14 protein-coding genes are annotated in these 12,216 nt (G+C 65.4%); 3 read left to right on the top strand and 11 right to left on the bottom strand.

Translation table 11 applies throughout. From position 1 onward, the window contains the following. Window positions 1-43 precede the first annotated feature (43 nt). The 3 genes from PV761_RS15050 to PV761_RS15040 form a co-directional block, all read right to left on the bottom strand. The gene (locus PV761_RS15050; protein WP_028271921.1) at window positions 44-745 is read right to left on the bottom strand and encodes a methionine ABC transporter permease; all 702 of its coding nucleotides are present in this window, start codon (window positions 743-745) and stop codon (window positions 44-46) included. Continuing rightward, window positions 742-1,722 (bottom strand): ATP-binding cassette domain-containing protein, encoded by a 981-nt coding sequence (locus PV761_RS15045; RefSeq protein ID WP_347897891.1) that lies wholly within the window; start codon window positions 1,720-1,722, stop codon window positions 742-744. Before PV761_RS15045 ends, PV761_RS15050 begins: the two co-directional genes overlap by 4 nt. Before the next feature lie 158 nt (window positions 1,723-1,880). Next, window positions 1,881-2,333 (bottom strand): (deoxy)nucleoside triphosphate pyrophosphohydrolase, encoded by a 453-nt coding sequence (locus tag PV761_RS15040; protein ID WP_028271923.1) that lies wholly within the window; start codon window positions 2,331-2,333, stop codon window positions 1,881-1,883. A 181-nt stretch (window positions 2,334-2,514) separates the two neighbouring features. Here PV761_RS15040 and PV761_RS15035 point away from each other — a divergent pair, with 181 nt between their 5' ends. Next, complete coding sequence (locus PV761_RS15035; RefSeq protein ID WP_347897889.1) at window positions 2,515-3,726, top strand: MFS transporter; 1,212 nt, start codon at window positions 2,515-2,517, stop codon at window positions 3,724-3,726. 59 nt (window positions 3,727-3,785) lie between these two features. Here the strand turns inward: PV761_RS15035 and PV761_RS15030 are convergent, their stop codons facing one another. Next, entirely contained in the window at window positions 3,786-4,703 is a 918-nt protein-coding gene (locus PV761_RS15030) for a cation diffusion facilitator family transporter (protein WP_347897887.1), read from the bottom strand. A gap of 230 nt (window positions 4,704-4,933) precedes the next feature. Here PV761_RS15030 and PV761_RS15025 point away from each other — a divergent pair, with 230 nt between their 5' ends. Beyond that, entirely contained in the window at window positions 4,934-5,200 is a 267-nt protein-coding gene (locus PV761_RS15025; RefSeq protein WP_347897885.1) for a GlsB/YeaQ/YmgE family stress response membrane protein, read from the top strand. A gap of 139 nt (window positions 5,201-5,339) precedes the next feature. Here the strand turns inward: PV761_RS15025 and PV761_RS15020 are convergent, their stop codons facing one another. The 4 genes from PV761_RS15020 to infC all read right to left on the bottom strand — a co-directional run bounded on the left by PV761_RS15020 (window position 5,340) and on the right by infC (window position 8,335). Beyond that, on the bottom strand, window positions 5,340-6,236 hold the full coding sequence (locus PV761_RS15020; protein WP_347897883.1) for an RNA methyltransferase: 897 nt from the start codon (window positions 6,234-6,236) through the stop codon (window positions 5,340-5,342). Between the two features lie 47 nt (window positions 6,237-6,283). Next, window positions 6,284-6,742, bottom strand: coding sequence for a 50S ribosomal protein L20 (gene rplT / locus PV761_RS15015; RefSeq protein WP_028271928.1), 459 nt, complete (start codon window positions 6,740-6,742; stop codon window positions 6,284-6,286). Window positions 6,743-6,860: 118 nt separating this feature from the next. Continuing rightward, on the bottom strand, window positions 6,861-7,055 hold the full coding sequence (gene rpmI, locus PV761_RS15010) for a 50S ribosomal protein L35 (RefSeq protein WP_009358635.1): 195 nt from the start codon (window positions 7,053-7,055) through the stop codon (window positions 6,861-6,863). 116 nt (window positions 7,056-7,171) lie between these two features. Next, window positions 7,172-8,335, bottom strand: coding sequence for a translation initiation factor IF-3 (gene infC, locus PV761_RS15005; protein ID WP_347897942.1), 1,164 nt, complete (start codon window positions 8,333-8,335; stop codon window positions 7,172-7,174). Window positions 8,336-8,623: 288 nt separating this feature from the next. On the opposite strand from infC, the gene PV761_RS15000 reads away from it, so the two are divergent. Next, window positions 8,624-9,022, top strand: coding sequence for a DUF1844 domain-containing protein (locus tag PV761_RS15000; RefSeq protein WP_028271930.1), 399 nt, complete (start codon window positions 8,624-8,626; stop codon window positions 9,020-9,022). A gap of 159 nt (window positions 9,023-9,181) precedes the next feature. Here PV761_RS15000 and PV761_RS14995 read toward each other — a convergent pair whose 3' ends face one another. From PV761_RS14995 to priA, 3 genes are read right to left on the bottom strand one after another with little or no spacing between them, the layout of a single operon-like run. Beyond that, window positions 9,182-10,483 (bottom strand): MFS transporter, encoded by a 1,302-nt coding sequence (locus PV761_RS14995; protein WP_347897880.1) that lies wholly within the window; start codon window positions 10,481-10,483, stop codon window positions 9,182-9,184. 58 nt (window positions 10,484-10,541) lie between these two features. Further along, on the bottom strand, window positions 10,542-11,441 hold the full coding sequence (locus PV761_RS14990; protein WP_347897878.1) for an SseB family protein: 900 nt from the start codon (window positions 11,439-11,441) through the stop codon (window positions 10,542-10,544). 13 nt (window positions 11,442-11,454) lie between these two features. Then, window positions 11,455-12,201 (bottom strand): bifunctional 1-(5-phosphoribosyl)-5-((5-phosphoribosylamino)methylideneamino)imidazole-4-carboxamide isomerase/phosphoribosylanthranilate isomerase PriA, encoded by a 747-nt coding sequence (gene priA, locus PV761_RS14985; protein WP_028271933.1) that lies wholly within the window; start codon window positions 12,199-12,201, stop codon window positions 11,455-11,457. Between the last annotated feature and the right edge of the window lie 15 nt (window positions 12,202-12,216).

Genomic DNA, 12,216 nt, shown 5'->3' with positions numbered 1-12,216 from the left:
AGGAGGGAGCACCGGCGCGTTTTTACGGCCGGATGACGAGCCGCTAGCGGTGTGAGAGGCGGCGTGCGGCGAAGTTGCCGAGGGACTGGAAGACCTGCACCAGCAGGATCAGCAGGATCACCACACCGAACATGTACTCGGGGCTGTAGCGCTGGTAACCGTAGCGGAACGCAACGTCGCCGAGCCCGCCGCCGCCCACGGCACCCACCATGGCGGAGTATCCGATCAATCCAACAACGGTGGTGGACAGCCCAAGCGCCAGGGCGGGAACGGCCTCGGCCACCATCACCCTGGTCAGGATGGTCCACCGGGTGGCGCCCAGCGATTCGGCGGCTTCGATCAGCCCCCGGGGAACTTCGCGGATGCCGATCTCCACGAGGCGGGCGAAGAACGGGATGCCGGCGATGGTCAGGGGCACGATCGCGGCTGTTGCGCCAATGAAGGAGCCCACCACCAGGCGGGTGAAGGGAATCAGCAGAATCATCAGGATGATGAACGGGATGGACCGGCCAATGTTCACTGCCACGTCCAGCAGGCGGTTGATGACCGTGCCGAGGATCCTGCTGCCGAACGGCTTGGCGAGGAGTCCGCCGGGCTCGGTGGTCACGAGGAGGACACCGGCGGCCAGGCCGAACACCACCGTGAACAGCAGACTGAAGCCCACGGTGTAGAACGTCTCGCCCGTGCCCTTGAGAATCGTCTCGAACAGGTCGCGCCAGAAGTACGGGTCGTCGCGGTCGATCATTTAACGACCTCCACAAAGAGTCCCTGGGCCCGAAGATCGGCCACTGCGGCGGCAACCGCCGATGGTTCGCCCGGCAGTTCCAGCCGGGTGCGGCCGGTCTGCCGGCCATGGATGGTTTCCACGGCCGCGCCGAGGATCCCGACGTCGATGCCGTGCCGGCGGGCCAGCCGCGCAATGACCGGACTGTCGGAGGTGGCTCCGGTGAAGGTGATTTCGATGATGGTGTTGTCCGTTTCCGGTATGTCGCCGAGCGGGAAGAGCGCATGGCCCAGCAAGGACTTCTCGGTGGTCAGCAACTGCTCCACGGGCCCCTGTTCCAGGATCCTGCCCTCGCTCATGACGGCGGCGGCGTCGCAGATGCGTTTGACCACGTCCATTTCGTGCGTGATGAGCAGCACCGTGAGGCCCATGTCCTTGCTGAGCTGCCTGATGAGGTCCAGGATCTGGGTGGTGGTTTCGGGGTCCAGCGCGGATGTTGCCTCGTCGCTGAGCAGAACGGATGGCTTGGACGCCAGCGCGCGAGCAATCCCGACCCGCTGCTTTTGACCGCCGGACAGCTGCGCCGGATACGCGGCCGCTTTTCCGTGGAGGCCCACCCGCTCGAGGATCTCCAAAGCCTGTGACCGCCTCGCGGCGCGCCCCGCTCCGGTAATTTCGAGGGACAGCTCCACGTTGGCCTGCACTGTCCGGCTGCTGAGCAGGTTGAAGTGCTGGAAGATCATGCCGATGTTGTGCCGGGCGCTGCGCAGCCCGGCACCGGTCAGGGACGTGACGTCGCGGCCATCCACCACGACAGATCCCGAATCGGGGCGCTCCAGCGAATTGATGGTGCGGATCAGCGTGCTCTTGCCGGCACCGCTTTGGCCGACGACGCCGAAGATCTCACCGCGTCCGACTGCCAGCGAAACGTCGTCGAGCGCACGGACCGCCGTCTCACCGGAGCCGTAGCTCTTCGACACCCGTTCTACGGAAATCATGGGGCTCCCTGTGATGGCTCAAATCCTCGCGGAACGATTGTCCGCAAAAGCGGGTGCGGACAACGTCCGCACCCAACTTAAGAATTCTGCCAAGAAGCCATTGAAGGCGCCCAATCCGAATTTATTCCGCAGAAACGGGTTACAGCACTCGGATAATTTCACGAATCCAGCGGAACCCGCTCTGAACCGGCAACGGCAGCGAGCAGGGCCCGGACAATCGGGAAATCCGCCGGGATCCAAGGAAGGGTGAGAGCTTCGCCACTTTCCGTCAAGCTGATCCAGCGCAGTTCGTCGTGGTCTTCCAGCGGGCGGGGTTCGCCGTCCGCGATCTCGGCAAACCAGACGCGCATGGTGGCCTTGGCATTGAGCGGCCAGCCGGAAGCGGACTCCGCCAGCAGCTCAGCGCCCAGCCGGACGCCAATGCCCAGTTCTTCCCTGAGCTCGCGGTGCAGGGCGTCCTGGGCAGCTTCGAGCGGCTCCACCTTGCCGCCCGGGAACTCCCACATCCCGGCGAACTGCGGTGGCGCCGTCCGGCGGGCCACCAGGAGCCGGGCCGGGGCACTCAGGGAATCCACAACAGCTCCGCCAACTACATTGATGAGTCCAGTCACCGCAACAGTCTATGGGGGACAATGGTGGTGGCCGGTTCCGCCGGCGTCGTCCCGGAACGGCAGTCACCCCAAGAACCGGTGAGCCGGAATACGGCCACCTCCTCCAATGTTGCAGTAATCAGATTTTATGCTTCGCGCTGACTAAATCCCCGATGAACCAGAACTTTCGAAAAGCAGGCCAATGACCTTCACGCCCACCCTCAGCCCCGTCAAGCCGAAGGCTGGACCCCGCAACGTCGCCTTGGCCATCGTGTCCCTCGCGATGGGCGGATTCGGCATCGGCGTCACCGAATTCACCATGATGGGGCTGCTCAAGGAGGTGGAACAGGGCCTGAACATCGGTACTCCGGAAGCGGGCCACCTCATCTCGGCCTACGCGCTCGGTGTCGTGATCGGGGCGCCGCTCCTGGCAGCCGTCGGCGCCAAGCTTCCCCGCAAGCACCTCGCGCTGGGCCTCATGCTGTTCTTCAGCCTCGCTAATCTCACTTCGTTCATCGCTCCGGATTACGGCACCATGCTGGTGTCCCGGTTCGCGGCCGGATTGCCCCACGGAGCGTTCTTCGGCGTGGCGGCCGTCATTGCCGCTTCGCTGGTTGCACCGACAAAGCGGGGCTGGGCGATTTCCATGGTGATGGCCGGCCTGACCATCTCAAACGTCATCGGCGTTCCATTCGCCACCTGGCTGGGCCAGGCGTTCGGGTGGCGCCTGCTGTTCGTGCTTGTCGGTGTGATCGGGCTGGCGACGCTTGCCATGCTCTGGAAGTTCGTCCCGTTCCAGGAAGCGCACCCGGATGCCAGCATCCGGCGGGAACTTGGCGCCTTGAAGCGACTCCAGGTGTGGCTCGCCATCCTCATCGGCATCGTGGGTTTCGGCGGGTTCTTCGCCACCTACACCTACATCGCGCACACCATGACGTCCGTGGCGGGGATCCCGGCGTCGTTCCTCCCCCTGGTGGTGGCCCTCTACGGACTCGGCATGGTGGCCGGCAACATCGTGGGCGGCCGCATCGCGGACAAGTCGGTCATGGGCACCATCTATTGGGTGCTGCCAGGAATCGCCGCCGCCCTGGTGGTGTACGCCGTGGCCGTCCATTGGCCGTGGTCCGCTTTCGTAATGGTGTTTGTGGTGGGCGGTGCCGGCTCACTGCTGGTGCCCGCCCTGCAGACCCGGCTGCTGGATGCCTCCCCCGATGCCCCATCGCTGGCCTCCTCGCTGAACCACGCAGCCTTGAACGTCGCCAACGCGCTCGGCGCCTTCCTCGGCGGCCTGGTCATCGCCTGGGGCTGGGGCTACGTTGCACCGGCACTCGTCGGCGCCGTACTGGCCGTTCTTGGGCTTGGCGTTGCCGTCATCAGCGGCCTGCTGGAACGCAAAAGGCCACTGGTGTCCTAACCTGCCCGGGCAGGTTTCGGTCCAGCGGCCCCGTGCGGGTGCAAACCCCGGAGTACGGATCAGACGCTCGCGCGCTCCAGGTCCGGTTCAAGGTAGATTACCCGCGCAATGGGCACGGCCTCGCGGATGCGCTTTTCGGCGTCGTCGATTACTGTGGCGATCTCCGCTCCGGTGTCCGCGGCGCCGACGCTGATCTTGGCAGCGACCAACAGCTCTTCCGGACCCAGGTGCAGGGTCTTCAGGTGGATGATCCTGGTTCCGTCGGCCTCAAGCGCGGTGCTGATCCTGGCGACGTCCGCCTTGGTGGCGGATTCTCCGAGCAGCAGCGACTTGGTTTCGAGGGCAAGGACGATGGCGATGGCAACCAGCAGGAAACCGATCATCGCCGTTCCCAGTGCGTCCCAGATGCCGTCGCCGGTGATCAGCGTCAGGCCCACGCCGAACAAAGCGAACACCAGGCCCAGCAGAGCCCCCAGGTCCTCCAACAGGATGACGGGGAGCTCCGGCTGCTTGGCGTTGCGGACGAAGTGCACCCAGCTCTGCTTGCCGCGGATGTGGTTTGACTCAGTAATTGCCGTCCGGAACGAGAAGGACTCAGCGACGATCGCCCCGATAAGCACGGCCAGCGGTACCCACCAGAAGTCACCCTCGATGGCGTGCGGTTCCTGAATCTTCCCCCACGCCTCGTACAGCGCAAACAGGCCGCCCACGCTGAACAGCACGATCGAGACGATGAACGCGTAGATGTAACGTTCGCGTCCGTAGCCAAAGGGGTGCTCGGGGCTTGCGGCACGCTGGGCCCGCTTGCCACCCACCAGCAGGAGGACCTGGTTGCCGGAGTCGGCAACGGAGTGGATGGCCTCGGCCAGCATTGACGACGACAGCGTCAGGATGAAAGCGACGAACTTCAGTACAGCGATGGTCAGGTTTGCAGCCAGAGCCGCGACGATCGCCTTGGTACCGCCATTTGCAGCCAAGGGAGCTTCACCTCTTCAGGGATTGCCGGAAAATTGCAGGTGCGATCACCGCGCAGTGCTGATGCCCGCAAGGAATACGGTACCTGCCCGTCGCTTCCGGACACACCACGGGTCACAGCGGATGACACCAAAAACACTGACATTAAGCCTGCTGACAAGCAAACACACCTGTGTTAGCTTGAACATAATCGGGACCCGTAGTGAGTTCCGACGATTATGTAGGAGGAGACATGGGCTTTCTTGGCTGGATCATTCTCGGACTCATTGTAGGGGCAATCGTCAAGGCAATCATGCCTGGTAAGGTCGGCGGCGGCTGGGTCACCAGCCTCGTGCTTGGCGTTGTCGGCGCCATCGTCGGCGGCTGGATCGGCGACCTGTTGTTCGGCGGCGGCAAATTGGAATTCTGGAACCTCGGTTCCTGGCTTCTCGCCATCGTCGGCGGCCTTGTAGTAGCGGGCATCTACGGCTTTATCACCGGCCGCAGCAAGACCACATAAATTCACCCACCACCGCTGAGGGCACCAGGTGCCTGACAGTGAAGAGTACGACGGCGGGGCCCACCGGAAGGCGGGCCCCGCCGTTGCGTTAAGGCCGTTTTTCGTTGAAGCCGGGTTCTGCCCAGGCGCGTGCAGGCGTTCAGGCCCGCTTCTGCGAACGCGCACTCGCGTAGAGGCACACCGTGGCCGCCGTGCCGACGTTCAGGCTTTCCGCGGCCCCGTAGACCGGTACCGCCACCCGGTGGTCCGCCAGTGCGAGTTCAGCCTCGGACAGCCCCTGGGCCTCGTTGCCGAACAACCAGGCCGTGGGCTGCTCCAGCTCGTACACGGAGGCTGTGCCGGAGGCACCCAGCCTCCGTGCCGCGTTTTCATCCTGGAGCTGGTCAAGGTCAAGCTGGCCGTATCCGTCGGCGGCCAGGATGCCGATGCCGCGTTCGCGGCAGGCGGCGGCCAGGTCGGCAAGGTCCGTTCCCAGCACCACGGGGAGATGGAACAGGGAGCCCGCGGTGGAGCGGACGGCCTTGGGGTTGTATATGTCCACGCTGGAGGCTGTCAGGACGACGGCGTCGGCTCCGGCGGCGTCAGCCGCCCGCAGCACGGTGCCCGCATTTCCGGGGTCCCGCACCTGGCACAGCACGGCGATAAGCCGTGGGCCGGCGTCGAGCACTGCGTTGAGGTCCACATCCACAAAGGCGCAGACGGCGATGATGCCCTGGGGATTGACGGTGTCCGCCATCGCGGCAAGCACCTCGTCGGTAGCGAGCCGGGCATTGACACCCTCGGCGAGTTCATCAAACTCGGGATAGCGGTCCAGGCAGCTCTCGCTGGCGAACACTTCGTGGACCACGCCCGGCTCCCCCGCGGCAGTCCTCTTCCGGTGGAGCACCAGGGCCTCCCGGACCGCCTGCGGGCCCTCGGCCAGGAACTGCCCGCGCTTTAAACGGGCCGGGCGCCCTGCAAGCTTTGCCACATCCCTCACCCGATCAGCTCGGGGGTTGGAGAGTGGAAAGTCTTGCGGGCGCCCGGTTTCGTTCATATAAGAACTTTAGTGGCTATTGCCACCGGTCCCTGAACGGCGGAATGCTACTTGGCAGCCTTTTCGGCGGCCGGCTTCTTTGCAGCCTTCGCCTTGGGAGCCTTGGCCTTCGGGGCGGCATCGTCCGAGACGGCCGGCGCGGAAGTGTCAGCAGGCAGCGAGTCCTTGGCGATCTGTACCAGCGCAGCAAAGGCGTTGGCGTCAGAAACGGCAAGCTCGGCCAGCATACGGCGGTCAACCTCGACCTCAGCGGCCTTCAGGCCCTGGATCAGACGGTTGTAGGTCAGGCCGTTGGCGCGGGAAGCAGCGTTGATGCGCTGGATCCACAGGCGGCGGAAGTCGCCCTTCTTCTTCTTGCGGTCGCCGTAGCTGTACACAAACGAGTGCAGCAGCTGCTCTTTGGCCTTGCGGTACAGGCGTGAACGCTGTCCACGGTAGCCCTTGGCGCGCTCAAGGATAACCCGGCGCTTCTTGTGGGCGTTGACCGCCCTCTTCACACGTGCCACGTGCGTACTCCTTCGAAAATCTGATCCCAAGCATCTACTGCCGGTACAACCGGCTGGCCTGAGAAGCCTTTTTGGTAGTTGACCGCTGCCAGGTGGCAACAGTCAGAGAACTTGGAACTTAGATGCCGAGCATCTTCCGGATGACCTTGGCGTCGCCCTTGAAGACGATCTTGTCGCCGGCGAGGCGACGGGTCAGCCTGGAGGACTTGTGCTCGAGGTAGTGGCGGCGGTTGGCCTGCTGGCGACGCAGCTTGCCGCTGCCGGTCAGCTTGAAGCGCTTCTTAGCACCACTGTGGGTCTTCATCTTCGGCATGGGAACCGATCTCCTTACGTATCCGCAGACAAGTCTGCAGTCTTTCGTGCAGCCACCCCTGCGGGCGGCGTGCTGGTTGCTTGCTGTGCTCAGGCGATGCTTCGCACAGCTTTGAACTAGTTAGTCTTCTTGCTGCCCGGTTTGGGAGCAGCAGGCCGTGCTGCAGGCTTCGGTGCCGCAGGCCGGGCTACCGGCTTGGGCGGCGGTGCGGGAACCCCGGCCGGCTTCGGCGCCACGGGGGCAGCCTCTGCGGGCTTCGGTGCAACCGGCGCCTTGGCCACAGCGGGCTTGCTTACCGCAGGACGCGGTGCTGCCGCCGCCCTGGGGGCTTCGCGCTTCGGAGCTTCCTGCTTGGGTGCTGCCTGCTTCGGAGCTTCCTGCTTAGGCGCTTCCTTGACGGGCGCTGCCTGCTTCGGAGCTTCCTCAGCGGGAGCTTCCTGCTTCGGAGCTTCCTTGACCGGGGCTTCTGCTTCCGGGGCCGCAACCGTTTCCGCAGGTGCCTCGGCGCTGGTTGAAGCCGCAGCCTCAGTGTTCGCCTCGGGTGCTGCTTCTTCAGTCGTAACGGCAAAACCCTCAGGAAGCAGGTCCGCAAGGGACTGCGTCATGGCGGGCTGGTCGCGGCTGACGTCCACCCGGCCGCTGGCCTTGGCTTCGTTCTGGGCCTTGGCCTCGGCGCGCTGCGTCGCACGGCGGGCTTCGGCCTTGGCCTCAGCCTTGTTCTTGAGCGGACCAACAACCATGACCATGTTGCGGCCATCGATGCGGGGGCTGGACTCGACAACGCCGACTTCGGCGACATCGTCAGCGAAGCGCTGGAGCAGGCGGATGCCCATTTCCGGACGCTGCTGTTCGCGGCCGCGGAACTGGATCATGGCCTTGACCTTGTCCCCGGCGCCGAGGAAGCGGAGGGCGTGGCCGCGCTTGGTCTCGTAGTCGTGGGTGTCGATCTTCAGCCGGAAACGGATTTCCTTCAGAACCGTGTTGGTCTGGTTCTTCCGGGCCTCGCGTGCCTTGACGGCGGCTTCGTACTTGTACTTGCCGAAGTCCATCAGCTTGCACACCGGAGGCTTGGCCTGCGGTGCAACTTCAACGAGATCAAGGTCGGACTCGGCAGCCAAACGCAGGGCGTCCTCAATACGGACGATTCCTACCTGTTCACCTGCAGGGCCGACCAGCCGCACCTCGGGGACGCGGATACGCTCATTGATTCTTGGCTCGCTAATGTTAGAACTCCTGTGGTTGAGATGAGTACTCCACCGGCAAATAGAGAAGGCCCCCAATTGCCGGAGCAATCGAAGGCCTCGAAGATCGGATGTACACCGCCTCCGGGGAGGCTGTACGCGTTCCACGCAACTGACGCTGCTGTGGACCGCCCGACCAGGTACCCGGCAACCTTGCTTCCGCGGGAAATTACTTCCGGGAAATCGGCTGACGCGGGTGGGAGAGAACTCCGCTTGCAAACTGAAAGTCAATCCTACCGAAGGAACCCCAAAAACTGCACATCGGCGGTTACGAGTTTCACATAGCAAAATAACGACATTCAGTCGGTCTGTGACAAGCTTACCAGTATGAGCACTTCAGACAGTAATTCACACGTTTTCGAGCCCGCCGCCGGTCAGCGGGACGGCCAGGAGCAGGTCTCGCAGCAGATCCGGGACATCTCCGAGGTTCCCGCCATCGAGGTCATCACCACCGCCGCTGTGCACCTGATGAGCGCGTCGGCCGTCAAGCTCGGCCTTGCCGCCGAGGACAATGCCGAGGAGCTCAAGGACTTGGATGAGGCCCGCAAGCTGATCACCGCCCTGGCCGGACTCGTGACTGCTGCCGCTCCGGAAATTGGTTCCCAGCACGCCGGTCCGTTGCGCGACGGACTGCGCTCCCTGCAGCTGGCCTTCCGCGAAGAGTCCATCATTCCTGACGCGCCGGGCAAGGGTCCGGGGGAAAAGTACACCGGCCCGGTCAACTAGGAGCCAATCCAGGCTTTCAACCGGCATATCGACGGCGGCGTGCGGACCAACGGGGTCTGCCCGCCGCCGTCGTCGTTTGAGGCCCGAAGATTGCGCCGTTCCCGCATCAGGCCGGTGGCCGCGATCCTGTAGTTGGATCAGGCGGGATCCCGCCCCGCTCTAGGCGATCAGGGTGCGCCGGCGGCGGTGGCGCAGCAGCGCCAGGCCGAACAGGCAGAGGACAACACCCGCAGCTCCTACCGAGACAAATCCGGCGGACGGTCCGATTCCGTCAATGAAGACACCGGCCAGCGGTGCGCCGAGGGCCACTCCGGCGGTCAGTGCAGACCCGTACCAGCCCATGGCCTCTCCGCGGCGGCCCTCCTCCACGAGCTCGGCCACTTTTTCCGAGGCAGAGGAAAGGACCGGCGCGCACAGCAACCCGGGCAGCAGCGACAGCAGGCACAGGGTCAGCGTGTCCCGGGCGAAGCCCATCGGGATGGTGAGGGCGGCCATGCCGAGCAACAGGATGATCGGGGAAACCGGCCGGTGCATGGCGCCGTAGAGGAGCCCGCCGACAACGGATGCCGCGCACCAGAAGACGAAGACCAGGCCGATCTCGGCCTGGTGCCCGCCGGTCTCCAGAGCGGCAACAATGCCCACGTCGGTGCCGCTCAGGACCATTCCTGCCCCGGCGGCCACGGCGAAGACCGCCGCCACCGCGGCGGTGAACCAGGCAAAGTTGTGTGCCACCCTGTGCCGCAGGCCCGAGCGGCGGAGTTCACCGGCCGCCACGGGAGCAAGTTCGGCAGCAGCCCCCTGCAGGTGCGCCGGAGCCGCGGCGACGACGGCCACTTCCGCGCCTTCCTGCTGGTCCGTTTCGTACTCGGCATCCGCCACCGCGCTGCGCGTGGGAGGGTTGAACCACATCAGGAACAGGCCGGCCACGGATGTGCACACACCCAACACCGTCAGTCCTGCCACCGAATATCCGGCAGTGGCCACGATGGCGCCGGCCGCGGGGCCGAGCATAAAAACCAGCTCCGTGGCGATCGCATCCAGCGCGAAGGCGGTCCGCCGTTGCTCGCCGCTTGCCAGCACGCCCAGGGACTGGCGCACCACGCTGAAGATGGGCAGCGTGAGGAGTCCCCCGACGAAGACCAGCGCCAGCAGCCACTCGTACGAGACGTGCGGAACCACGGACCAGATGACGGTCTCGGAGACGACGGAAGGAATCAGTGCTTTGCGCAGGCCGACGGTGTCCACCCGGCGGCCGCGCCAGGGGGCCCCGACGGCGATGCCGATGGTCATGACCGCTGCTGCGGCACCGGCAGCGGCATACCCCTCGCCCAGGGTGAGGACGATGTGCAGGGTCAGCAGTACCCCGGCCGCTGAATGCGGTATGCGGGCTATCATTCCGACGGTCAGCAGCCACCTGATGGGCCTGACTGCAAGAAGCTCCTTGTAGAGAGCGAAATTCACGGGTTACGTCCTTCATCCTGCGGACGGCAGGACCGGGATGTGACCCTCCTGCCGTCAGCTACCCTGCTGCGCGCTGCAACTTTACCTCTATCGAATCAACCCGCTCGGCGAAGACCGCATTCCGGGACCACTCGGTGTTGAGTCCGGCCACTACTGCCTGGACGCCCGCCGCATCCAGTCCGTCTGCCAGGTAAAGCACGACACGCAGCTCCGGTCCGGGACCGCCGCCGGGGACAACCGCACCGCCGGCTGTTGACGACGCGACACCGCCGCCCGGCTCGAGTTCCACGCGCCTTACCGGCGGATAGCCGGCCGTTGCATCCGCCATGGCGCGCGCAAGTTCCGGATCTGCGTAGGACGGAAGCCACTCCTGCTGCTGGGCGAGTGCCCAGACGGCCGGCCGGCGGACAACGAACGTGTATTCGGAACCGGGGTCCAGCACGAGGAGTTCGGCGCCTTCGGCCACGGCGGACAGTGCTGCCCTGGCGGCATACACCGCCACCGGTCGGGCTTGCGGGTGCCACGCTTCCAACGCCGCTGCCGACGTGAAGACGGGAAGGGCGGTCCGCCCGTCCGGTGCTTTCAGCGTTACGAGCGCCATGTCCGCCTGCTTGTCCCCGTGAAGCGTATGGTCGTGCGTCCCGTGGTCGCTCTCTTCGGCCAGCTGGGCAACGATCGGAACAAACACCCGGGCAGTGGCCAGGGACGCAACCACCGCAGCCTCACTGCCGGCAGCGGAGCGCAGGGCGTCAACAGCGGCGAGGTAACCGGCATCGGCCGTGCCGTCGTCGTCCTCGAAGTTGTGGATCTTCGCATCCTCGCCGGCCAGGCTTCGGCCGGCCCAGGGCTGGCCGGCGGAATCCGTGGCCCCGCCTGAGCCGGCAAGCGCAGCGGCGATGTGGCCGGGCAACTGCCGGGGGGCCGGGGGGCGCTGTTCCGCTGGAGGTCGCTGATCCATGGTGGTTGCCGGCCTAGCGGCGGCCTGCTACGTCAAGCGCTTCCGGCAGCGTGAAGGCACCGGCGTACAGGGCCTTGCCCACGATGGCACCTTCAACGCCCAGCGGGACGAGGGAGCGCAGCACTTTGAGGTCTTCCAGGCTCGAGATGCCGCCGGAGGCCACCACCGGCTTGCCGGTCTTCTCCACCATCTGGCGGAGCAGCTCAACGTTGGGGCCCTGCAGGGTGCCGTCCTTGGTGACGTCCGTGACCACGTAGCGGGCGCAGCCGGCTTCCTCGAGGCGTGCCAGCACGTCCCACAGGTCGCCGCCTTCCTTGGTCCAGCCGCGGCCCGCCAGTGTTGTTCCGCGCACGTCGAGGCCGACGGCGATCTTGTCACCGAAGCGGTCGATGGCCCGTGCAGTCCACTCCGGGTTTTCCAGGGCCGCCGTGCCCAGGTTCACCCGGGCGACGCCGAGGTCCAGGGCTTTTTCGAGTGATTCGTCGTCGCGCAGGCCGCCGGACAGTTCAACGTTGATGTCCAGCCGCCCCACCACTTCGCGGAGCAGTTCGGCATTGGATCCGCGGCCAAAGGCTGCATCCAGGTCCACCAGGTGCACCCACTCGGCGCCCTGTTCCTGCCAGTTGAGCGCAGCTTCCAGCGGCGTGCCGTAGCTCGTCTCGCTGCCGGCCTCGCCCTGGACCAGGCGGACCGCCTGGCCGTTCACGACGTCGACGGCGGGCAGCAGTTCCAGGACGGGCAGCGGCGTTTCGGTGGTCATCTTCAGGTCCTCAGG

The sequence above is a fragment of the Arthrobacter sp. CC3 genome (assembly GCF_039907775.1).
GTDB lineage: Bacteria > Actinomycetota > Actinomycetes > Actinomycetales > Micrococcaceae > Arthrobacter.
The sequence above is the reverse complement of the archived record's forward strand: the minus strand, read 5'-3'. Positions and strand labels throughout refer to the sequence as shown.

Excerpts from the sequence above, each read along its gene's own strand:
- PV761_RS15035 (WP_347897889.1), top strand. The coding sequence starts at position 2,515 with ATGACCTTCACGCCCACCCTCAGCCCCGTCAAGCCGAAGGCTGGACCC.
- rpmI (WP_009358635.1), bottom strand. The coding sequence starts at position 7,055 with ATGCCGAAGATGAAGACCCACAGTGGTGCTAAGAAGCGCTTCAAGCTG.
- priA (WP_028271933.1), bottom strand. The coding sequence starts at position 12,201 with ATGACCACCGAAACGCCGCTGCCCGTCCTGGAACTGCTGCCCGCCGTC.
- PV761_RS15050 (WP_028271921.1), bottom strand. The coding sequence starts at position 745 with ATGATCGACCGCGACGACCCGTACTTCTGGCGCGACCTGTTCGAGACG.
- PV761_RS14990 (WP_347897878.1), bottom strand. The coding sequence starts at position 11,441 with ATGGATCAGCGACCTCCAGCGGAACAGCGCCCCCCGGCCCCCCGGCAG.
- PV761_RS15045 (WP_347897891.1), bottom strand. The coding sequence starts at position 1,722 with ATGATTTCCGTAGAACGGGTGTCGAAGAGCTACGGCTCCGGTGAGACG.
- PV761_RS15025 (WP_347897885.1), top strand. The coding sequence starts at position 4,934 with ATGGGCTTTCTTGGCTGGATCATTCTCGGACTCATTGTAGGGGCAATC.
- PV761_RS15020 (WP_347897883.1), bottom strand. The coding sequence starts at position 6,236 with ATGAACGAAACCGGGCGCCCGCAAGACTTTCCACTCTCCAACCCCCGA.
- PV761_RS15000 (WP_028271930.1), top strand. The coding sequence starts at position 8,624 with ATGAGCACTTCAGACAGTAATTCACACGTTTTCGAGCCCGCCGCCGGT.